This window comes from Flexivirga endophytica (assembly GCF_014640635.1).
In the GTDB taxonomy this organism is placed as follows: Bacteria; Actinomycetota; Actinomycetes; order Actinomycetales; family Dermatophilaceae; genus Flexivirga; species Flexivirga endophytica.
Map to the genome: position 1 here is coordinate 544,493 of NZ_BMHI01000005.1, position 20,007 is coordinate 564,499.

Genomic DNA, 20,007 nt, shown 5'->3' on the forward strand with positions numbered 1-20,007 from the left:
TCATGTCCTATGTCCTCGGACACAACCAGTACGGCAAGGCGGAAGTGCACGTCGTGCGCGTCTTCCGGGACGACCCGGATGCCCCGCACGAGCTGGTCGACTACAACGTCTCTGTGTCGCTGACCGGCGATTTCGACGACGCGCACACCTCCGGCGACCAGGCCAAAGTGCTCACCACCGACGCGTGCAAGAACACCGTCAACGCCTTCGCCAAGGAAGCCGGCGACGCGGTCCGCGAGCCGGAGTCCTTCGCCGTCGCGCTCGCGGACCACTTCATCGAGGTGCCGCAGGTCAGCGCCGCCCGCATCACGGTGGATGCGGTCCCGTGGGTCCGCTCGCACGGCCATGCGCACGCCTTCGTCAAGAACGGTGACTACGTCCGCACCGCCACTGTCACCCGCACCGCTGACGACACCAGCGTCGTCAGCGGGCTGAAGGAGCTCACGGTCCTGAAGACCACGGACTCGGAGTTCCACGGCTTCTACCAGGACAAATACACCACCCTGCAGCCGACGAACGACCGGATCATGGCGACCGCCGTCACGGCGCAGTGGGCGCACGACGGCGCGGATATCGGCACAGGCATCGACTGGGGCAAGGCATTCGACGAGGTGCTCGACGCGATCACCGGAAGCTTCGCGGCGGCTTACAGCTATGCGCTCCAGCACACGCTCTGGGAGATGGGCACCGCAGTGCTCGACGCGGTCCCGAGCATCGCCGAGGTCCGCTTCAGCTGTCCGAACAAGCACCACTTCGTGGTCGACCTGAGCCCGTTCGGCGTCGAGAACAACTGTGAGGTGCATCACGCCGCCGACCGGCCCTACGGGCTCATCGAGGCCACGATCAAGCGGTCGGAGGATGTCGACATGTCCTCGGCATACGACCCCGGCCAGGCCTGGTAGCAGGTTCCGCGCCGGTGCAACCGGGCGGCGATCACGTCGCCCGGTTGCAAACCGGCGCAGTTCCTAGTGAACTACGCCCATGGCAATTGGGGCCCAGAAATCCGCACTGGCCGAGAAACTCGGCTTCGAAAAAGACCAGGTGGTACAAGAACTCGGTTGGGACGACGACGTCGATGACGCCGTTCGTGAGCAGATCGAGGAGCTCACCGGATCCGGTTTGGAGGACGAGGACTACGACGGAGTGGTCGACGCCGTCCTCCTGTGGTGGAGGGACGGCGACGGCGACCTGATCGACGATTGCGTCGATGCGCTGACCAACCTCGCCGACAAGGGCTTCGTCGTCCTGCTGGTGCCCGGCGCCGGTCACCCGGACCACGTGGACGCCAGCGACATCGCCGAGGCCGCGCAGACGGCCGGTCTCAACGCCGGCACGTCCACACGCGCCGGTGACGAGTGGATCGCGACGAAGCTCGTCCAGGGCGGCGTGGCCAAGCAGCGATGACGGACACGCGTGCTGCGGTCGGTGACATGGCACCCGACTTCACGTTGCAGAACCAGCACGGCGAGTCGGTGTCCCTGCGTGAGCGGGTCGCCGACAAGCCGGTGCTGCTGGTCTTCTACCCGTTCGCGTGGTCGGGCATCTGCACCGGCGAGCTGTGCGGCATACGTGACGACATCGCCGGCTTCACCGGTGATGGCCGGGCCGAGGTCCTGGCGATCTCGTGCGACCCGATGTTCACGCTGCGCGCCTGGTCGGAGGCCGAGCACTACGACTTCGACCTGCTGTCCGACTTCTGGCCGCACGGCGAGGTCGCCTCGGCATACGGCGTCTTCAACGGCGAAGCCGGTATGGCGATCCGCGGGACCTTCCTCGTCGACGGCGAGGGCACGATCCGCTGGTCGCAGGTCAACGGACCAGGCGAGGCACGTGACTTCGAGGGCTACCGGGACGCGCTCGCCGCGCTGTGAGGTTTCCTGCGCCGGAGCGTGTCCGCACGTGGAGTTTGTCCGGCCGACCCCTGCTGGCACAATGACGGGGCACCGCGGCCTGTCGCGGTATCGCTCGTGCATCCGCAACAACGCACGGGGGCCTGTAGCTCAGTTGGTAGAGCACCGCGTTTACACCGCGGTTGTCGTCGGTTCGAGCCCGGCCGGGCCCACTTTGGTTTTTGGCGTGGTCTCGCTCGTTCCTCGCGAGTACCACGCCAAAAGCCAAAGTGAGCTGTGTTTTTGGCGGCCTTCGGCCGCGATCATGACCTCACGTAGAGTTTGTCGTCGACGCTCGTACCTCGCGTCCGACGCCGAAGCCTTCGAGTGACTGTGCCTTTGGCGGTCTTCGGCCCGACGTCTTGACGCACCCCGAGGAATTTCACGGCCGGCGGCCGCGTGTGGGTACACAGGTCAAAGACACCGGCAGTCGGCGCCGGCGGGCTCGACGACGGTTAACGAGCGACACCGGTCGGCGAATAGCCTGGCAGCACGATGAACTGAACATCCGCATCGAACAGAGAGGCACGACGTGACCAGTCCCACCCTCGCGGATGCCGTCCGGGTGCTCGACGGGTTCTACCCGCCACAGACCGCCGCGGGTTGGGACAGCGTCGGTCTGGTCACCGGTGACGCAGCGCAGGAGATCGACCACATCCACTTCGCGGTCGATCCGACGCTCGCCGTGATCGAGGACGCGCGCGACGCCGGCGCCGACCTGCTGGTCACCCACCATCCGCTACTGCTGCGGGGTGTGCACTCCGTCGCGACCACCACCGCGAAGGGCGCCGCGGTCACCACTCTCGTGGTCGCCGACATCGCGCTCTACTGCGCGCACACCAACGCCGACGTCGCGAGCCCCGGAGTCAACGACGCCCTCGCCGCAGCCTGCGGACTGCCCACCGACGCGCAGCCGTTGGACGAGGAGGGCGGCCAGCCGATCGGCCGGATCGGTGACCTGGCCGAGCCGACCACCCTGGGCGAGTTCTCGGGGGCACTGGCCGATAAGCTGCCGGCCGCCCCCGTCGGACTGCGGGTGAGCGGTGACCCCGCGGCCGTCATCCGCCGTGTCGCGGTCCAGGGTGGTGCCGGGGACGACCGTTTTGACGCCGTTCGCGCAGGTGGGGCCGACGTCTACGTCACCGCCGACCTGCGCCACCACCCGGCGCTGGAGGCCCGCGAGGAGGCGCGTGGGGGAGCGCCATACCTGATCGATGCCGGGCACTGGGCGACCGAGTCGCTGTGGCTGGCCGACAGCGCCGACCGATTGCGCGAAGCCCTTGCTGCGCAGGGGTATGACGTACAGACCTCCGTGTCGCAGTTGCGCACCGACCCGTGGGACTTCCTCGTCCCGACCGAACCCAGAAGGAGCAGTGACGCCCTGTGAAGGCTGATCTCACCCGGCAGTGGCGACTGCTGGACCTGCAGAAGCTCGACACCCGCCTGGACCAGCTGAAGCATCGGGAGCGCACGTTGCCGGTGCAGGCGCAGCTGGCGGAAGCGACGGCGCAAGCCAGCACCCTCTCCGAGGACGTGGTGATCGCCCGCACCGCGCTGCAGGACAACGAACGTGCCGTCAGCAAAGCCGACGCCGATGTGCAGCTGGTCCGCGACCGCGCCGATCGTGACCGCAAGCGGCTGGAGAGCGGCAGCGGCACGTCGAAGGAGCTGCAGAACCTGCAGCACGAGCTGGAGACGCTCGGCCGTCGCCAGACCGAGCTGGAGGAGGTCGAGCTCGAGGTGATGGAGCGCGCCGAGAGCCTGCAGTCCGACCTGACCGCCAAGGAGTCGGCCCAGCAGGAGGCGCAACAGCGCGTCGAGCAGCTGCGGACCGAGCAGGAGCGCGCGCTCGCGGAGATCGTGTCCGAGCGCGAGAGCATCGAGCGGGACCGGTCCAATGTCGCGCCGGGCGTCGGCGCCGAGTTGCTGGCGCTCTACGAGAAGCTGCGCGACCAGATGGGCGGCGTCGCGGCGGCAGCACTGCAGCAGAAGCGTTGCAGCGGTTGCGGTTTGGAGCTCGGTCAGGCCGACCTGGGCCGCATCCGCGCTGCGGCCGAGGACGAGGTGGTGCGCTGCGAGGAGTGCCGCCGGATCCTGGTCCGCACCGCCGAGTCCGGCCTGTAGAGCCGTGGGTCGTTCTCTCATCGTCGAGGCCGACGGCGGTTCTCGTGGCAACCCCGGCGTCGCCGGGTATGGCGCCCTCGTGCGCGACGCGCACGACCGCTCCCTGCTGGCCGAACGCGCCGCGCCGCTGGGGAAGGCGAGCAACAACGTCGCCGAATACCAGGGCCTGATCGCGGGCCTGCTGGCCGCCGAGGCGATCGATGCCGGAGCGGACATCGTCGTGCGGATGGACTCGCGGCTGGTCGTCGAGCAGATGGCCGGTCGCTGGAAGATCAAGCACGAGGACATGCGCCGACTGGCCGGTGAGGCCCAGGAGGTGCTGCGCCGGATCCGCGCGGCCGGTGGCTCGGTCGAGTGGACCTGGATCCCGCGGGCCCAGAACAAGGCCGCCGACAAGCTGTCCAACGACGGCATGGACGGCAAGGACGTCGAGCGCGACCTGTGGCGTGACGAGGCGGCCGGCGCGGACTCGGGGCAGACCGAGCCGACGACCCAGGAGTCGCGACCGTCGTTGCCGAAGCGCACCGTCCAGACCCGGCTGATCCTGTTGCGGCACGGCGTCACGGATTTCACCGTCGGTGGCCGGCTGGACGGCCGTGGCGGTGCCGACCCGCAGCTGAATGCCGAGGGGCTGGACCAGGCGGAGAAGGCGGGTGCGGCCCTCGCCGAACTCGTCACCGGGCCGGTGTCCGTCGTGACGTCCTCGCTGGCTCGAGCCCGCCAGACCGGCGCCGCGGCGGCCCGCGTATTGGGCGTGCAGCCGGAGATCGACGCAGACTGGGACGAGCAGTGTTTCGGTGTCTGGGACGGCCTGAGCTTCGTCGAGATCGGCGAGCGTTATCCGGGTGACCCGGCCAGAATGCGGGTCGAGGACGATTTCCGGGTCGAAGGCGGCGAGACCCACGCGGAGCTCGTCGAGCGGGTGGATGCCGCACGGGAGCGCGCGATCGCGCGGGGCGGCACCGTCGTCATCGCCACCCACCGGATGCCGATCCTGGTCGTGTTGCGGTCGTTGCTCGGGTTGAGCTTCGGGCACGCGTGGCTGCTGGCCGCGGATCCTGCATCGCTCACCGAGATCGATGTCTATGCCGATGGCAGCGCCAGTGTCGCCTACACCAACGACACCCACCACCTGCGGTGAGCCGTTTGTCTTGGTCGTCGTCTCCACTGGCCGTTTCGCGCGACTCCTCCCAAGACCAGCGTCGTCACGCGGCGTCGGACTGCTGGACGGGGCGGCAGCAGGCTCGGTCGGCTGTGGGAAGCTACCGGGCGTGAGTGGTGCTGCGCGTGATGACGACAACTGGTCACCCGACACCGTCGCGGTGCGGGGCGGCCTGCAGCGCAGCGGCTTCGAGGAGACGTCCGAGGCGCTCTTCCTGACCTCCGGTTTCGTCTATCAGACGGCGGAGGACGCCGAGGCGGCGTTCACCGGCGACGTCGACCGATTCGTCTACAGCCGCTACGGGAACCCGACCGTTGCGATGTTCGAGGAGCGGCTGCGCCAACTGGAAGGCGCCGAGGCCTGCTACGCCACCGGGTCCGGCATGGGTGCCGTGTTCACGGCACTGGCCGCACTCCTCGGGTCAGGGGATCGGGTCGTCGCCGCGCGCGGGCTGTTCGGCTCGTGTTTCGTGATCCTCGACGAGATCCTGCCGCGCTGGGGCGTGGAGACGGTCTTCGTCGACGGGCCCGACAACGAGCAGTGGAAGGCCGCGCTGGCGGAGCCGACCACCGCGGTCTTCTTCGAGACGCCGAGCAACCCGATGCAGGAACTCGTCGACATCGACTTCGTCACCGAGCACGCGCACGCCGCCGGGGCGAAGGTCGTGGTCGACAACGTCTTCGGGACCCCGATCTTCTCCCAGCCCCTCGAGCACGGCGCGGACATCGTGGTCTACTCGGCGACCAAGCACATCGACGGCCAGGGCAGGGTGCTCGGCGGCGCGATCCTCGGGCCGGACGACTACATCCACGGCCCGGTCGAGAACCTCCTGCGGCACACCGGTCCTTCGATGTCGGCGTTCAACGCCTGGGTGTTGCTGAAGGGACTGGAGACCATGCGCCTGCGGGTCGAGGCCCAGGCCCGGTCCGCGCTGCAGGTCGCGCGCACCCTGCAGGACCACCCGGCGATCCGCCGCGTCTGGTATCCGTTCCTGGAGTCACACGAGCAGTTCGACCTGGCGCAGCGTCAGATGAGCGGCGGTGGCACGGTCGTGACGTTCGAGCTGGACGGCGGCAAGCAGGACGCCTTCACGTTCATGAACGCCCTTGAGATCGTTGACATCTCGAACAACCTCGGTGATTCCAAGTCCCTGATCACTCACCCCGCGACGACGACGCACCGGCGGATGGGCGCCGAGGCACGTGCGGCTGTCGGCATCACCGACGGTGTGCTGCGGGTCTCCGTCGGGCTCGAGGACGCCGATGACCTGGTGCGAGACATCACGCAGGCGCTGAGCTGACCTCACCCCTTCGTGGTGAGGTGGCTCACGAAGCGTTACGGTTGGTCTCGACAACCCGCGGGAGCTCGGAAGGACCGGGCTGAGAGGGCGACCGAACCGTCGCCGACCGCCACAACCTGAGCCGGACAATGCCGGCGGAGGAAGGGGCATCTTCGATGTCGACGACGTCATACACCTGGTGGCCCGTGCTCGGAGCACCGATGGAGGAAGGTCTCAAGCGCGTCCTGGCGCACGACTTCCTGCGGGGCCTTTCAGCCGGCAGCTTGCGGCGGGAGGCGTTCGGCTACTTCGTCATACAGGACACGCTCTACCTGGGTGAATATGCGCGAGCGCTGGCACTGCTCGCGGCCAAGGCTCCGTCCGGTGCGGCGGGCACGCTGGCCGCGCATGCCGGATCCGCGATCGCGACCGAGCTCGGTCTGCACCCGGCCCTCCTGGAGCAGGCCGGACTCGACCCGCAGTTGCTGCACAGCACTCCGAAATCACCTGCCACCACTGCCTATACGAGCTACCTGCTGTCGGTGTGCGCCCAGCGACCGTTCCACGAGGGTCTGGCCGCGGTGCTCCCGTGTTACTGGATCTATCAGCAGGTCGGTGTCGCGCTTGCGGAGTCCGGCTCGAGCGATCCGGTCTATGCGCGCTGGATCGAGTCGTATGCCGCTCCCGATTTCGCGCGGAGCGTCGCCGAGATGCTGCAGGTCGTCGACGAAACCGTCGGTGGACTGTCCGAGCGACAGGTGGCGGACATGGTCGAGCACCTCGAGATCGCGACCCGTTATGAGTGGATGTTCTGGGACGCCGCGGTGCGCGGAGAGAGGTGGCCGTGGTGAGCGACACCGTGACGGACGTGCTGGACGGCAGCGATGTCAGCGAGCTGCTCGCGGAGCTGCGCCGGCGCGGGCCGCTGGTCCAGTGCATCACCAACTCGGTGGTGACCGGGTTCACCGCGAACGCCCTGCTTGCCCTGGGCGCGGCCCCGGCGATGGTCGACAACCTCGAGGAGGCAACGGTTTTCGCGGGCATCGCGGACGCCGTGCTCATCAACGTCGGCACCATCAACCCGGCGGTGGGGGAGACCATGGTGGCCACTGCCCAGGCGGCCGGCGCTGCCGGAACCCCGTGGGTGCTCGACCCGGTCGCGGTTGGCGGGCTGCCGCTGCGTGACCGTGTCGCCACCGAACTGGTCCCGCTGCGTCCGACCGTCATACGCGGCAATGCGTCCGAGGTGATCAGCCTGGCCGGACTCGACGGAGGCGGACGCGGCGTGGACAGCACGGCAGGTGTGGAGGCGGCCCTGGAGCCGGCGCGCTCCCTGTGCGCGCGCACCGGTGGCGCGGTCGCCGTCAGTGGACCGGTCGATCACATCATCACTGCCGACGACGTTCGCACCGTCTCCAACGGCACACCGATGATGACCAAGGTGACCGGGGTGGGTTGCGCACTGGGCGCCATCACTGCCGCGTTCACCGCCTGCGCGTCTCCCGCGGATGCCGCGTTCGCCGCTACTGCTGTGTGGACGATCGCGGCCGAGGTCGCGATCGAGCGCGCGTCCGGCCCGGGGACGTTCGCCGTCGAGATCCTGGATGCGCTCCATGCACTCGGCTCCGAGCAGTTGGCGCGGCTGACCCGATGATCCGGCTGGACGCGGAATCGCTGCGGCTCTATCTGGTCACCGACCGCGCGCTGTGCGGTGAGCGCGGTGTCGCGGAGACGGTCCGTCCGGCACTGGCAGGCGGTGTGACGATCGTGCAGCTGCGGGACCACGAGGCGACGACTCGTGAACTACTCGACATCGCAAGGGAACTCAGGGACATCACGACGGCTGCAGGCGTGCCGTTCGTCGTGGACGACCGGCTCGACGTCGCACTCGCGGTCGGTGCCGACGGGGTGCATCTCGGGCAGTCCGATCTGCACCCGGTCGATGCCCGCCGGGTCGCCGGGACGCAACTGATCATCGGCCACTCGGTCTCCTGCATCGACGAGATCGAGGCCGTGGCGGAGTGGCCGGACGGCACCGTGGACTACCTCGGGATCGGGCCGGTGTTCGCGACCCCCACGAAGCCGAAGGCCGCCGCACCGCTCGGCATCGACGGTGTTCGCGAGGTGCTGGACGGTTGTGAGCTGCCCGCGGTCGCCATCGGCGGGATCAAGGACATCCACGTCGCACCGCTGCGCGCCGCGGGAGCTGCCGGTGTCGCCGTGGTGTCGGCCGTGTGTGCCGCCCCGGATCCGGCGGCCGCGGCACGAGCCCTACTGGCAGCGGAGGAGTTGTGATGGCGCCGTACGTCCCGACCGTGCTGACCATCGCAGGCACGGACCCCAGCGGGGGAGCCGGCATCAGCGCGGACCTGAAGACGTTCTCCGCCCTCGGTGCGTTCGGCACGGTGGTGGTGACCGCGGTCGTCACCCAGAACACCCGGGGTGTCGCCGCGATCCACCAACTGGACGGTGCGACCGTCGCGGGGCAACTCCGCAACCTGTTGGACGACGTGCACGTCGATGCCGTCAAGATCGGCATGCTCGGCACCGCCGAGGTCACGCGGGCCGTGGCCGAGGTGCTGCGCGAGCGGCAGCTGGGTCCGGTCGTTCTCGACCCGGTCATGGTCGCCACCAGCGGACACCGGCTGCTGCCCGCAGAGGCCGTCGCCGCCCTGCGCGACGAACTGGTCCCGCTGGCCGACCTCATCACTCCGAACATGCCCGAAGCGGCCGACCTGCTGGGAGTGCCGGAGGCGACAAGTGTCTGCGACATGGACCGACAAGTCCGAGCGCTCGCCGAGCTGACGCACGGGGTGCTGCTCAAGGGTGGGCACCTCGACGGGCCGGACAGCACTGACCTGTTGCTCGTCGACGGGCGGATCACCGAGCTGGACGCGCCGCGGGTGGCCACCCGGAACACCCACGGGACCGGCTGCACCCTGTCCTCGGCGATCGCTGCGTTGCGCCCACAGCGCGACTCGTGGGTCGACGCGGTCCGCGAGGCCAAGACCTACCTGACCGGTGCACTGCGAGCGGCCGACGACCTGTCGATCGGACACGGCAACGGCCCCGTCCACCACTTCTGGAACGCCTGGGGGAAACTCCACGAAGTTTCTCCGCCGCTGCGCTCCCACGAATAATTCACGGGGACCCCGAAGAATCGTCACACCTGACCGAGGACGAGGGTCGCGGCCACCACGGTCACGACCGCGACCGCGAAGCTTTCGATCGTGAAGCGCCGCAGCGGGATCCGCAGCCCTGCGCGTCGGCACCGAGCCATCCACAGCAACGTTGCGAGTGAGCCCCACACCGTGACGATCGGTCCGGCGTTGACCCCGATCAGCAACGCCATCAGCCGATGTGCGGAGCCGTCCGCGGCGGACTCGGCCGCGAGGTAGGCGGGCAGGTTGTTGATCAGGTTGCCGCCGACGCAGCCGAGTCCGGACACCCGCAGCAGGGCGAAGGTCGACTCGCCGGAACCCATCACCCGGGCGATCCACTCCTCCAGGCCGTGCGCCCGCAGGAAGCCCACGACGGCGAAGAGCGCTGCGACACCGAGGACCATCTGCCACGGAACGGCGATCTTGCGCAGGGCGTCCCGCTCGCGAACAGCCAACGTCAGCAACAGGATGAGCGCACCACCGGCAGCAGGTATGGCGGGAGTGACACCGGTGACGAAGAGCGGCCCGAGTAGCAGGCAGACCGCGGCTGCAACACGCAGCAGCACCCCGTCGTGCGGCCGCGGCATCGGCGGCACCCGGTAGTGCCCGCCGAGCTGGCGATGGTGCAGGACCGCGATGACGACGACGGTGGCGGCCATGGCGACGAGCGCGGGCGCCCAGGCCACTCGCAGGTATGCCGAGAGGCCGCCCCACTGCTCGAACTGGTGCAACGCCAGCAGATTGCTCAGGTTGGAGACCGGCAGCAGCAGCGACGCCGTGTTGGCCAGCCAGACCGTGGTGAACGCGAAGGGCAGTGGTGGCAGCTGCGCCTGTCGGGCCGTCGTGATGACGACGGGCGTGAGCAGAACCGCAGTGGTGTCGAGGCTGAGGACGGTCGTCGCGGCACATGAAAGGACCACGACGACGAGCCACAGGACGACGGTGCGGCCTCTCGCCATACGCGCGGCCCAGTGGCCGGCGACGTCGAAAACGCCTGCGTGATCTGCGATTTCGGCGACCACGGTGATGCAGACAAGGAACGCCAGGACCGGCCCGACGCGATCGACCAACTCGGTCACGCGGTGCTCACGGACAGCTCCCAGGGTGTGCCGGGCCGGCGCGGCTCGTGCAACTCGGCCGTGAACGCGCCCGCGACGACATCGCGCAGCGCGGCCGGAGTGCGGGGTGAGACACCGGCCTCGGCCAGGTGCCGGGTCACCAGTCCGCGGGTGTGCTTGGCGTTGTGTGTGGCGCCCGGCACGTGGATGCGCACCCAGCGCTTCGCCGTCGCGCCGGTCGGAGTCCATGCCGCGGCGTAGGTGCTCGAGCGACAGTCGACCACGACACCGTTGCCCGCGAGTTCCGTCATCGGCGCGGTCAGCTCGCCCCGCCAGTAGGCCGCGAGCGGTCCGACACCGGGCAGGTTGGTGCCCATCGAAAGCCGGTATGCCGGGACCTTGTCGGCCAGCCGCAGCGCGCCGAAGAGCGCCGACTGCACCACGATCCAGCGGCGCGCGCGACGCAGCGCGGCAGACTCCAGGCTGGGCAGGTCGAGCGCGTCATACAGGACACCGGTGTAGAGGGCGGAGACCTGCTGCGCGGGCGCGGTCCGCAGGGTCAGGTTGCGGGCCACGTCGGCGGCGAGACTCTGGCCGACGCCGAGGACGTCCAGTGCATCCGGGCGAGCGCTCACGTCGGCGAGGACATCCAGCAACTTGTCGCGGGCAGCGGTCAGCTCGGGTAGGTCCACGCGGCTGAGATCGAGCGCCTTCCCGCGCTTTCGCGGGGTCTTGGTCTCGGACGGCGGCAGCAGGATCAGCACGCGAAAAGGCTACGGCCTGCCGGAAGCGGCGCGTCGATCGGACCGTATCCGTGGTCGGCGTTCCCTATGGTGGGCGGCATGAACCTACCGCACCTGATCGCCCCGAAGGCCGACCCGAAGGCAGGAGCAGACGCCGGTCCGCTGGAGCGGGCGTTCGCCGCCCTGCGCGAACAACTGGACCTGACGCTGGACTATCCGCAGGAGGCGAAGGCCGAAGCGGAGCAGGCGGCCACATCGGTGGCGTTGCCCGATCGGGACGAGACCGCGGTGCCGTACTTCACCATCGACCCGCCCGGCTCGATGGACCTGGACCAGGCGATGTGCCTGGAGCGGGACGGCGACGGTTACCGCGTGCGCTACGCCATCGCGGACGTTCCGGCATACGTGCGGCCCGGCGGCGCACTCGACGACGAGACACGGCAACGCGGGCAGACGATCTACCTGCCCGACGCGCGCGTGCCGCTGCACCCGAAGGTGCTCAGCGAGGACGCGGTCAGCCTGCTCGCGGACGAGGTGCGCTCGGCGTTCGTCTGGGACATCAAGCTCTCGTCGCTGGCGGAGGCGACGTCGAGTGAGGTCTACCGGGCGAAGGTCAGGAGCACGGCCCGGCTGGACTACGAGCACGTGCAACAGCAGATCGACGGCGGCTCCGCGCCCGAGGGGCTTGCGCTGCTCAAGGAGATCGGCGAGCTGCGGATCGCGTTGGAGGCCAAGCGCGGTGGGGCCAACCTGCCGATGCCCGAGCAGGAGGTCAGCAAGGGCGACGACGGCACCTACCAGCTCACGTTCCGGCCGCAGCTGCCGTCGGAGGAGTGGAACGCGCAGATCTCCCTGCTCACCGGTATGGCTGCCGCCGACCTGATGCTGCAGGCGAAGGTCGGGATCCTGCGCACCATGCCGGCGCCCGAGCAGAAGGCGATCGACCGGTTCCGGCGGCAGGCCACCGCGCTGGGTGTGGAGTGGCCGGCCGACCAGCAGTACGGCGACTTCATCCGCGGGCTCGACCGGTCGAACCCCAAACACCTCGCGCTGATCCACGACGCCACCAGCCTCTTCCGCGGCGCCGGCTACACGCCGTTCGACGGTCAGGAGCCGGAGGACAGGATCCAGGCGGCGGTCGCGGCGCCATACGCACATGTGACGGCGCCGCTGCGACGGCTGGTCGACCGCTTCGGCCTCGTGGTCTGTGAGGCCGTCAGCCAGGGCGGGCAGGTGCCCGACTGGGTGCGCGAGGCACTGCCCACATTGCCGGACATCATGAGCCGTACCGATCAGAAGGCCAGTCAGGCCGAGCACGGCTGCACCGACGCGGTCGAGGCGGCTGTCCTGGCGCCCCGGGTGGGCGAGACGTTCGCGGCATACGTCGTGGACACCGACGAGAAGGGCATCACCGTGCAGCTCGTGGACCTCGCTGTCACGGCGAAGGCCGAGGGCAGTGCGGAGCCGGGCGCCGAGGTGCGGGTCAAGCTCAGTGAGGCCAACATCGAGGAGCACCGGGTGCGGTTCGAGTTGGTTTAGGCACTCGTATGCCGAGGAGGGTGGTCCTGGTCCGGCACGCAGCTCCGCAGGTGGATCCGACTCGTGCGCCTGCAGATTGGGGTTTGACCAACGACGGTGTCGTGGCTGCGGCGCAGTTGCGAAAGCAGTTGCCCCGCCAGGCGACGTTCGCTGCGAGCGACGAACGCAAGGCGATCTCGACGTTGCGCGCGGCGACCGACGTGGAGTTCATCGTGGATGCGCGGTTCGGAGAAGTTCGTCGATCCGTCGAACCGATCTCGGATGACTTTCGGGTGGTGCGACGGGCGTGGGTCAGGGGTGCACTCGACGCTAGTCACAAAGATTGGGAGACTCCGCCGGAAGCGGCTGCCCGCTTCGCCGCCGGCCTCGATTCGCTGGCCGGCGACGTCCTGGTGGTGGCGACGCACGGCATGGTGCTGACGGCGTGGCTGGTGCAGGTCGACCTGCGGTGAGCAGTGGTTGAGCGCGCCGCCCATGCCAGAGGGGAGCTATAGCTCCCACTTGGCATTGGCGAACGGCTCGGCATTCGGTTGTCCACAGGCGCCCAGCGACGCAAGCGCGGAATCGGCCAAGATCCGGTGATGGCAGGCAAGGACGCAGCACGCGCGGTCACCCCGTCGTGCCCGGTCGGTGCCGGCCGGCGGGCACTCGCGACACGATTGGCTGCTGACCACGGTGGGGTCGTGCACCGTCGGGAGCTGGCTCGGTATGGCGTCGGGCGGAACGCCATACGAGACGAGATCGCCGCCGGCAGGTGGATTCGGGCCGGGCGACATACCGTCGCGATCGACGCAGTCCTGAGCCGGGAGGCGTGGCACTGGTGGGCCGTCTGGGAGAGTGGCGCCGGTGCCCGCCTCGACGGTGCGAGTGCGCTGGAGTCGGCCGGCATGACCGGGTTCACTGCTCGGACGATCGAGGTCACGTTGCCGGCACGCAACAGGCATCATCCGCTTGAAGGAGTGCGTCAGCATCGGGTGGACGAGCCGCCACCGATATGGGGTGCCGGCATTCCACGGATCGCCCTGGAACCAGCGACGATTCGCGCCGCACAGTGGGCAGTGAGCGACCGCCAGGCGGCTCTGCTCGTCTGCTTGCCGGTCCAGCAACGGCTGATCCTTCCGGCGCGGTTGCAGCTCACCTGGCGCGGCATACGACGCTCACCACGGAGACGGTTCCTGAACGATGTGATCGCCGATGTCACCGATGGAGCGCACTCACTCGGAGAGTTGGACTTCACACGGGGAACACGGCGTTACGGGCTTCCGAGGCCGACCCACCAGGCGGTGCGATCGGGGCCTGGTGGGCGCGTCTACCTCGACATTTCGTGGGATGAGGTCGGCCTCGTGGTCGAGATCGACGGCGGGCAGCACGCGCTGGCACTCAACCCGGTCGAGGACGCGCTACGTCAGAACGAGCGAGTAGCGGAGGGGGAGCGAGTGCTGCGGATACCCGTCATCGGCTTTCGCATCGCGCAGGAGCGATTCATGCAGCAGGTTCGCCGGACGTATGACGCCGTGGCCCGGCCGTGATCCATTTCGGCCCTGATCTATTTCGGCCGATGCCGAACGGGAGCTATAGCTCCCACCTGGCATCGGCGGCAGCGTGGCACGGATAGGATGTGCGGCGGATGAGTCGGCCGGGCGGTCGCGGCCCGAGCGATCGGGGCGAGGAAAGTCCGGACTCCGAAGGGCAAGGTGGTGGCCAACAGCCACCCGGGGTGACCCGCGGGACAGTGCCACAGAAAGCAGACCGCCGCCGGTTCGCCGGCGGTAAGGGTGAAACGGTGGTGTAAGAGACCACCAGCACGCCAGGTGACTGGCGTGGCTCGGTAAACCCCACCTGGAGCAAGATCAGACAGCGTGTGTCCGAGGGCGGCCCGCCCGAGCACGCGGGTAGATCGCTGGAGGCCACCGGCAACGGTGGTCCTAGATGGATGATCGCCACGTGTCCGCCGCTTGCGGCGGGCGCCATACAAAATCCGGCTTACAGGCCGGCTCATCCGCTGCACACTTCGTGCGACCGTGCGAAAGGATCCGCATGTCCTCCCAAGGTCTTCCCGCAGCGCCCGCTGATCCCGTCGTGCTCGACGGTGGCCTGTCGACCGCGCTGGAGTTGCGCGGCGCCGACCTGACCGGCGGGCTGTGGACGGCGCGACTGCTCGCCGAGCAGCCGGAGCTCATCCGGCAGGCGCACCGCGACTACTTCCGGGCCGGAGCCCAGGTGGCGACCGCCGCGACCTACCAGGCGAGCGTCGCCGGGTTCGTCGCGGCAGGCATCGAACGCGAGCGGGCGGAGCGGCTGATCGCGCAAGGCGTCCGGCTGGCCGCCGAAGTGCGCGACGAATTCGCCGACAGCCGGCCCGGATTGCTGGTGGCCGCGTCCATCGGGCCGTATGGCGCGGTGCTGGCGGACGGTTCGGAGTACCGCGGCCGCTACGGCGTGTCGGCCGCCGAGCTGCGCGACTTCCACGGTCCACGACTGGAGCTGCTGGCCGCGGCGGGACCCGATCTGTTCGCGGTCGAGACCATCCCGGACGTGGACGAGGCTGTCGTGCTGGTGGACCTCCTCGGCGAGCTCGGTATGCCGGCCTGGTTCAGCTACTCGGTGCGAGGTGACAGCACGTGCGCCGGGCAACCGCTCACCGACGCGTATGCCGTGCTCGCCGACTGCACACCGCTGGTCGCGGCGGGTGCGAACTGCTGCGCTGCACGGGACGTGTTGCCGGCGTTGCGCACAGCGGTCGCGGCGACGGGCCTGCCGGCGGTCGCCTACCCCAACCGGGGCGGCGACTGGGACAGCGCCACCAAGACCTGGTCGGCCGGTGAGCAGCTCGACCCCGCTCTGGTCGACGAGTGGGTGGCCGCCGGTGCGACATACATCGGCGGTTGCTGTGGCGTCGGACCCGCGCAGATCGCAGCGGTCGCCCAGCGCGTGTCCGGTCCCTGACAGCACGCGGAAATCTCCGAGGTGGGACCCAGGAGGCCTCCGTAGTCTCCGGTCATGGGGCTCTTCCGCAATCACGCGCAAGCGCCGGACGTCTGTGACCGGTGCGGGCACATCGCGGGCATGCATGTGAACACGGCGCTCGGCTGTCGGCTGTGCCGGTGCCCGCGCAGTCCGGGTCAGGTCACGCGCCATATCGACCCCGACGGCCCGCCGGACACGCGACAGCGACGCCGCGGGCACCGTCACTGACGTGTCGCCTTTATTGCGTGCCGACCAGGGCTCGTGCATTTACCCGGCTCGATGCTGCGGTCCGCGCCCGGCGCGAGTATGCCTGGGAGCGCTCGCGTTCGTCAGCGGACTCGCGGGCGTCCGTCACCACCAGGGGAGTCCACCATGCTCAGGTCCAATGCCGCGGTCGTCGCGCTCGCCGCCGCCACACTCACGCTCGCAGGCTGTTCGTCGTCGGGAGACGCAGCGGGGGCGAAGTCCACCGTCACTACGACGAAGACGACGACCTCCACCGCCACCTCGACAGCGACGGACACCGTCACCGCCACGAGGACGGTCACCGCCCGCGTGCCGGGCAAGGCCACCACGGTCACCAAGGTGGTCACCCACAAGGTCACCCAGGCGGCGGCCGCACCGAAGGCGGCCGCCCCGCCGAAGGCTGCGGCGCCGAAGGCGACCAGCACGAAGGCCGCGCAGCCCGCGACATCGGGACTGACCAACCAGCAACAGAACGCCGTCTCGTCGGCGCAGAACTACTTGAGCGTCATGGGGTTCTCCCGGCAGGGTCTCATCGATCAACTCTCCTCGTCGTATGCCGACAAGTACTCCGTCCACGACGCGACGGTCGCCGTCGACAGCCTGCACGAGGACTGGAACGCGCAAGCGGTGAAGTCGGCCAAGGAATATCTGCAGTCGGGGGGCTTCTCCTGTAGCGGACTGATCGACCAACTGAGCTCTGCCTACGGCTCCAAGTACACCCGCGCGCAAGCCACGTATGGCGCCCAGCACGCGGGCGCCTGCTGACACCGTGACTCGGTCATGATGGAGGTATGACGACCCGTGCCGCCGACCTACGGCAACCGGCCGCGACGGCACTACCGAACGCACACGCCCACGCCGACTCGCGGCACCGTCGACCGTTGTGGGACGCGCTCGCGGCGGGGTTCACCAGCATCGAGGTCGACGTCTGGGCGGTGCGCGGCAAGGTCCTGGTCGGACACACGATCCCGCGGCCGTGGCGGACCCTGCAACGGCTCTACCTCGATCCCATCACGACGCTGGTCCACGAAAAGGGTTGTGTCTACGAGGATTTCGATCAACCCATCGTCTTGATGCTGGACGTCAAGAGCGACGCTCAGCGATCACGACCGGTGATCGAGGAAGCGCTCGCGCCATACGAAGGGGTCGTCAGTCACTGGCGGGACGCAGAGTTCGTGCCCGGTCCGGTGACGGTCGTCGTCAGCGGCAACCTCTCGAGCATCCCGTATGACGCCCCGCGACGTTGGACGGGTGCGGACGGACGGGTGCGGGCCACGGGTGGCGACATACCGGCCGAGGTGATGCCACTGCGCAGTGACTGCTGGCCGGAGCTCTTCTCCTGGCGGGGGAGAGGACCGATGCCGACCGGTGAAGGCGACCTGCTCGAGAACTTCGTCGCGGATGCGCATTCCCGCGGTCAGCGCGTCAGGTTCTGGGACACGCCGGACCGCCGCGGCCGGGCACGCGACACCGTCTGGTCGACCCTGCTGGACGCCGGTGTGGACCTGATCGACACCGACGACCTGCGCGGTCTGCGGGCGTTCCTGCTGGGCCGCGCGCGGCAATCAGCCGCCGAATGACGGCTCTCTCGCCGAGCGACGGCGCGATCGCACCGTCAGTCGGCGAAGAAGCCGTCGTTCGGCAGGGACAGGCTCACCAGGAGGTCTCGCGCGGACGCCCTTCGTCATACCCACTGGCGCTCTGGACACCGACGAGTGCCCGCTCACGGAACTCCTCGATGTTGCGCGCGCCGGCGTAGGTGAAGCTGGACCGCACACCCGCGATGATCGAGTCGATCAGATCCTCGACCCCGGGACGTGCCGGATCCAGGAACATCCGGGACGAGGAGATGCCCTCCTCGAAGAGCGCCGAGCGCGCCCGGTCGAAGGCACCGCGTGCCTGCGTCCGGCCGCTGACGGCGCGGGCGCTCGCCATACCGAACGACTCCTTGAAGAGGCGACCGTCGGCGTCGGTGTTGAGGTCGCCGGGGCTCTCCCAGGTGCCGGCGAACCACGAGCCGATCATCACCGAGCCGGCACCGGCGGCCAGCGCCAGCGCGACGTCGCGCGGGTACTTGACACCTCCGTCTGCCCACACCGAAGCACCGAGATCGGTTGCAGCAGAGGCGCATTCGAGCACTGCAGTGAACTGCGGACGGCCCACACCGGTCATCATCCGCGTCGTGCACATGGCGCCGGGACCGACGCCCACCTTGATGATGTCCGCACCGGCGGTCGCCAGGTCCCGCGCGCCGTCCGGCGTCACGACGTTGCCTGCTGCGATCGGCACGCGCGTGCCGAGCTCGCCCTCGATCTCGTCGCGGACCGCGCGCACGACACCGAGCGCGTCGATCATCTTGTCCTGATGGCCGTGCGCCGTGTCGACCACGAGCACGTCGGCCCCGGCGTACAACGCCGCCGCGGCCTTGGAGCGCACATCGCCGTTGATCCCGATCGCGACGCCGATGCGCAACTGCCCCTTGCCATCGAGAGCGGGCTGGTAGATCGTCGAGCGCAGGATGCCCTGCCGGGTCAGCACGCCGGCGAGAGCGTCGTCCTGGACGACGGGCGCGAGCTCGAAGTGGTGATCGGTGAGCGCGTCGAAGACCGAGCTGAGATCATCGCCGTCCTTGACGGTGAACAACTCGCGCGTCATCACCTCGCCGACCGTCGCGAAGCGGTCGACCTGTCGCGACTGCCGCTCGGTCACCAGGCCGATCGGAGCGCGCTGGTCGTCGATGACCACGGCGGTGCGGTGCGCGCGCTTGCCGATCAGGGCGAGGACGTTGCTCACCGGCTCGTCCGCGTGCACGGTCACCGCGGTCTCGTAGACGGTGTGGCGGGATTTGACGTAGGCCACGGTCTCGCGCATCGCGCGTTCCGGGATGTCCTGCGGAAGCACAGCGATCGCGCCGCGGCGGGCGACCGTCTCAGCCATCCGACGACCCGAGATCGCGGTCATGTTGGCCACGACGAGCGGGATGGTCGTGCCGACCCCGTCCGGTGTCGTGAGGTCGACGTCGAGGCGGCTGCTCACCGAAGAACGTGAGGGCGCCATGAAGACGTCGTTGTAGGTCAGGTCGTATGGCGGGCGATCTCCGAGGAACTTCACGTTCGGCCATGCTACGTGGGTCGGCCGGCTGCGTCATACCGTGGCTACATGGAGCTCACTCTTCTCGGACATTCCTGCGTGCTGATCGAGGCCGCCGGCAGCCGCGTCATGATCGACCCGGGCAACTTCTCGGCCTTCAGCGACATCACCGACCTCGACGCGATCCTGGTGACCCACCAGCACGCCGACCACCTGGACCCGGAGCAACTGCCGGCCCTGCTGCAACGTAACCCCGGTGCCAGCCTGCACACCGACCCCGACACCGCCGAAATCCTTGCGCGCGAAGAGATTCCGGTCACCCGCACACAGCCGGGCGAGGTCTTCACCATCGGTGGCCTGACGATCACGCCGGCCGGATCGCAGCACGCCGTCATCACCGAATACATCCCGCGGATCAGCAACGTCGGGCTCTACCTGACCGCACCCGGCGAGCCCGCCTTCTTCCATCCTGGCGACGCTCTGGACGCCGAGGTCCCCGGAGACGTCGACCTGCTCGGCGTGCCGGTCAACGCCCCGTGGTGCGCGGTCAAGGAGACGGTCGAGTTCGTCCGGCGTATCGCACCCGTGGCGGTGCTGCCGATCCATGACGCGCTGTTGACCGAGCCCGGCCGTGACATCTACCTGCGGCACATCGGCGGCTACGGCAAGGAGGATGGCGTGCCCGTGCACGATCTGCACGGCGCCGGAACGCTGACGCTCTGACCGAAGCGCGGACCGATTCTTCGAAA

21 protein-coding genes, 1 tRNA gene, 1 other RNA gene and 1 riboswitch are annotated in these 20,007 nt (G+C 69.0%); of the genes, 20 read left to right on the top strand and 3 right to left on the bottom strand.

The features are described from left to right. The first annotated feature begins 2 nt into the window (after positions 1 to 2). From pucL to thiD, 12 genes are all read left to right on the top strand, one after another. Positions 3 to 902: a factor-independent urate hydroxylase gene (gene pucL / locus IEX71_RS17870; RefSeq protein ID WP_188838382.1), complete on the top strand. Its 900-nt coding sequence runs from the start codon at positions 3 to 5 to the stop codon at positions 900 to 902. A 79-nt stretch (positions 903 to 981) separates the two neighbouring features. Next, a complete protein-coding gene (locus IEX71_RS17875; RefSeq protein WP_188838383.1) occupies positions 982 to 1,404 on the top strand; it encodes a DUF3052 domain-containing protein in 423 nt (140 codons plus the stop codon). Continuing rightward, positions 1,401 to 1,871, top strand: a complete 471-nt coding sequence (locus IEX71_RS17880; protein ID WP_188838384.1) for a peroxiredoxin — start codon at positions 1,401 to 1,403, stop codon at positions 1,869 to 1,871. Before IEX71_RS17875 ends, IEX71_RS17880 begins: the two co-directional genes overlap by 4 nt. Positions 1,872 to 1,989: 118 nt before the next feature. Then, a tRNA-Val gene (locus IEX71_RS17885) sits at positions 1,990 to 2,062 on the top strand. A gap of 359 nt (positions 2,063 to 2,421) precedes the next feature. Further along, complete coding sequence (locus tag IEX71_RS17890; RefSeq protein WP_188838385.1) at positions 2,422 to 3,276, top strand: Nif3-like dinuclear metal center hexameric protein; 855 nt, start codon at positions 2,422 to 2,424, stop codon at positions 3,274 to 3,276. Beyond that, positions 3,273 to 4,013, top strand: coding sequence for a zinc ribbon domain-containing protein (locus tag IEX71_RS17895; RefSeq protein WP_188838386.1), 741 nt, complete (start codon positions 3,273 to 3,275; stop codon positions 4,011 to 4,013). The genes IEX71_RS17890 and IEX71_RS17895 overlap by 4 nt, the downstream gene beginning before the upstream one ends. Before the next feature lie 4 nt (positions 4,014 to 4,017). Next, complete coding sequence (locus IEX71_RS17900; RefSeq protein ID WP_188838387.1) at positions 4,018 to 5,154, top strand: bifunctional RNase H/acid phosphatase; 1,137 nt, start codon at positions 4,018 to 4,020, stop codon at positions 5,152 to 5,154. Positions 5,155 to 5,284: 130 nt separating this feature from the next. Then, positions 5,285 to 6,475 (top strand): O-succinylhomoserine sulfhydrylase, encoded by a 1,191-nt coding sequence (locus IEX71_RS17905; RefSeq protein ID WP_188838388.1) that lies wholly within the window; start codon positions 5,285 to 5,287, stop codon positions 6,473 to 6,475. A 47-nt stretch (positions 6,476 to 6,522) separates the two neighbouring features. After that, a riboswitch (TPP riboswitch) is annotated at positions 6,523 to 6,635 on the top strand. Then, positions 6,631 to 7,305, top strand: a complete 675-nt coding sequence (locus IEX71_RS17910; protein ID WP_188838389.1) for a TenA family protein — start codon at positions 6,631 to 6,633, stop codon at positions 7,303 to 7,305. Its footprint overlaps the riboswitch before it by 5 nt. Next, entirely contained in the window at positions 7,302 to 8,108 is an 807-nt protein-coding gene (gene thiM, locus IEX71_RS17915) for a hydroxyethylthiazole kinase (RefSeq protein ID WP_229749836.1), read from the top strand. Before IEX71_RS17910 ends, thiM begins: the two co-directional genes overlap by 4 nt. Beyond that, positions 8,105 to 8,749, top strand: a complete 645-nt coding sequence (thiE, locus tag IEX71_RS17920; RefSeq protein WP_188838391.1) for a thiamine phosphate synthase — start codon at positions 8,105 to 8,107, stop codon at positions 8,747 to 8,749. The genes thiM and thiE overlap by 4 nt, the downstream gene beginning before the upstream one ends. Further along, positions 8,749 to 9,594 (top strand): bifunctional hydroxymethylpyrimidine kinase/phosphomethylpyrimidine kinase, encoded by an 846-nt coding sequence (gene thiD / locus IEX71_RS17925; RefSeq protein ID WP_188838392.1) that lies wholly within the window; start codon positions 8,749 to 8,751, stop codon positions 9,592 to 9,594. The genes thiE and thiD overlap by 1 nt, the downstream gene beginning before the upstream one ends. Positions 9,595 to 9,617: 23 nt before the next feature. On the opposite strand, the gene IEX71_RS17930 is transcribed toward thiD, so the two are convergent. Next, positions 9,618 to 10,694, bottom strand: a complete 1,077-nt coding sequence (locus IEX71_RS17930; RefSeq protein ID WP_229749837.1) for an SLC13 family permease — start codon at positions 10,692 to 10,694, stop codon at positions 9,618 to 9,620. After that, positions 10,691 to 11,437 (bottom strand): YaaA family protein, encoded by a 747-nt coding sequence (locus IEX71_RS22580; protein ID WP_229749838.1) that lies wholly within the window; start codon positions 11,435 to 11,437, stop codon positions 10,691 to 10,693. Before IEX71_RS22580 ends, IEX71_RS17930 begins: the two co-directional genes overlap by 4 nt. A 78-nt stretch (positions 11,438 to 11,515) precedes the next feature. Here IEX71_RS22580 and IEX71_RS17935 point away from each other — a divergent pair, with 78 nt between their 5' ends. The 7 genes from IEX71_RS17935 to IEX71_RS17965 all read left to right on the top strand — a co-directional run bounded on the left by IEX71_RS17935 (position 11,516) and on the right by IEX71_RS17965 (position 17,748). Continuing rightward, complete coding sequence (locus IEX71_RS17935) at positions 11,516 to 12,955, top strand: RNB domain-containing ribonuclease (protein ID WP_188838394.1); 1,440 nt, start codon at positions 11,516 to 11,518, stop codon at positions 12,953 to 12,955. 8 nt (positions 12,956 to 12,963) lie between these two features. Further along, entirely contained in the window at positions 12,964 to 13,407 is a 444-nt protein-coding gene (locus tag IEX71_RS17940; protein ID WP_188838395.1) for a histidine phosphatase family protein, read from the top strand. Between the two features lie 129 nt (positions 13,408 to 13,536). After that, positions 13,537 to 14,484: a type IV toxin-antitoxin system AbiEi family antitoxin domain-containing protein gene (locus IEX71_RS17945; protein WP_188838396.1), complete on the top strand. Its 948-nt coding sequence runs from the start codon at positions 13,537 to 13,539 to the stop codon at positions 14,482 to 14,484. A 99-nt stretch (positions 14,485 to 14,583) separates the two neighbouring features. Next, positions 14,584 to 14,957: RNase P RNA component class A (gene rnpB / locus IEX71_RS17950), an RNA gene on the top strand. A gap of 35 nt (positions 14,958 to 14,992) precedes the next feature. Beyond that, entirely contained in the window at positions 14,993 to 15,901 is a 909-nt protein-coding gene (mmuM, locus tag IEX71_RS17955) for a homocysteine S-methyltransferase (protein WP_188838397.1), read from the top strand. Between the two features lie 393 nt (positions 15,902 to 16,294). Then, entirely contained in the window at positions 16,295 to 16,933 is a 639-nt protein-coding gene (locus IEX71_RS17960; RefSeq protein WP_188838398.1) for an Ltp family lipoprotein, read from the top strand. Between the two features lie 26 nt (positions 16,934 to 16,959). Next, entirely contained in the window at positions 16,960 to 17,748 is a 789-nt protein-coding gene (locus tag IEX71_RS17965) for a PI-PLC domain-containing protein (RefSeq protein ID WP_188838399.1), read from the top strand. Positions 17,749 to 17,821: 73 nt separating this feature from the next. Here the strand turns inward: IEX71_RS17965 and IEX71_RS17970 are convergent, their stop codons facing one another. Beyond that, positions 17,822 to 19,279, bottom strand: coding sequence for a GuaB1 family IMP dehydrogenase-related protein (locus tag IEX71_RS17970; protein ID WP_188838400.1), 1,458 nt, complete (start codon positions 19,277 to 19,279; stop codon positions 17,822 to 17,824). 48 nt (positions 19,280 to 19,327) lie between these two features. Between IEX71_RS17970 and IEX71_RS17975 the strand changes: the two genes are divergently transcribed. Then, a complete protein-coding gene (locus tag IEX71_RS17975) occupies positions 19,328 to 19,981 on the top strand; it encodes an MBL fold metallo-hydrolase (protein ID WP_188838401.1) in 654 nt (217 codons plus the stop codon). Positions 19,982 to 20,007: the final 26 nt, after the last annotated feature.

What these genes read in the sequence shown, in the direction of transcription:
- IEX71_RS17875 (WP_188838383.1), top strand. Translation starts at nt 982, where the DNA reads ATGGCAATTGGGGCCCAGAAATCCGCACTGGCCGAGAAACTCGGCTTC.
- thiD (WP_188838392.1), top strand. Translation starts at nt 8,749, where the DNA reads ATGGCGCCGTACGTCCCGACCGTGCTGACCATCGCAGGCACGGACCCC.
- IEX71_RS17880 (WP_188838384.1), top strand. Translation starts at nt 1,401, where the DNA reads ATGACGGACACGCGTGCTGCGGTCGGTGACATGGCACCCGACTTCACG.
- IEX71_RS17960 (WP_188838398.1), top strand. Translation starts at nt 16,295, where the DNA reads ATGCTCAGGTCCAATGCCGCGGTCGTCGCGCTCGCCGCCGCCACACTC.
- pucL (WP_188838382.1), top strand. Translation starts at nt 3, where the DNA reads ATGTCCTATGTCCTCGGACACAACCAGTACGGCAAGGCGGAAGTGCAC.
- mmuM (WP_188838397.1), top strand. Translation starts at nt 14,993, where the DNA reads ATGTCCTCCCAAGGTCTTCCCGCAGCGCCCGCTGATCCCGTCGTGCTC.
- IEX71_RS17945 (WP_188838396.1), top strand. Translation starts at nt 13,537, where the DNA reads ATGGCAGGCAAGGACGCAGCACGCGCGGTCACCCCGTCGTGCCCGGTC.
- IEX71_RS17940 (WP_188838395.1), top strand. Translation starts at nt 12,964, where the DNA reads ATGCCGAGGAGGGTGGTCCTGGTCCGGCACGCAGCTCCGCAGGTGGAT.
- IEX71_RS17935 (WP_188838394.1), top strand. Translation starts at nt 11,516, where the DNA reads ATGAACCTACCGCACCTGATCGCCCCGAAGGCCGACCCGAAGGCAGGA.
- thiE (WP_188838391.1), top strand. Translation starts at nt 8,105, where the DNA reads ATGATCCGGCTGGACGCGGAATCGCTGCGGCTCTATCTGGTCACCGAC.
- IEX71_RS17910 (WP_188838389.1), top strand. Translation starts at nt 6,631, where the DNA reads ATGTCGACGACGTCATACACCTGGTGGCCCGTGCTCGGAGCACCGATG.
- IEX71_RS17965 (WP_188838399.1), top strand. Translation starts at nt 16,960, where the DNA reads ATGACGACCCGTGCCGCCGACCTACGGCAACCGGCCGCGACGGCACTA.
- IEX71_RS17975 (WP_188838401.1), top strand. Translation starts at nt 19,328, where the DNA reads ATGGAGCTCACTCTTCTCGGACATTCCTGCGTGCTGATCGAGGCCGCC.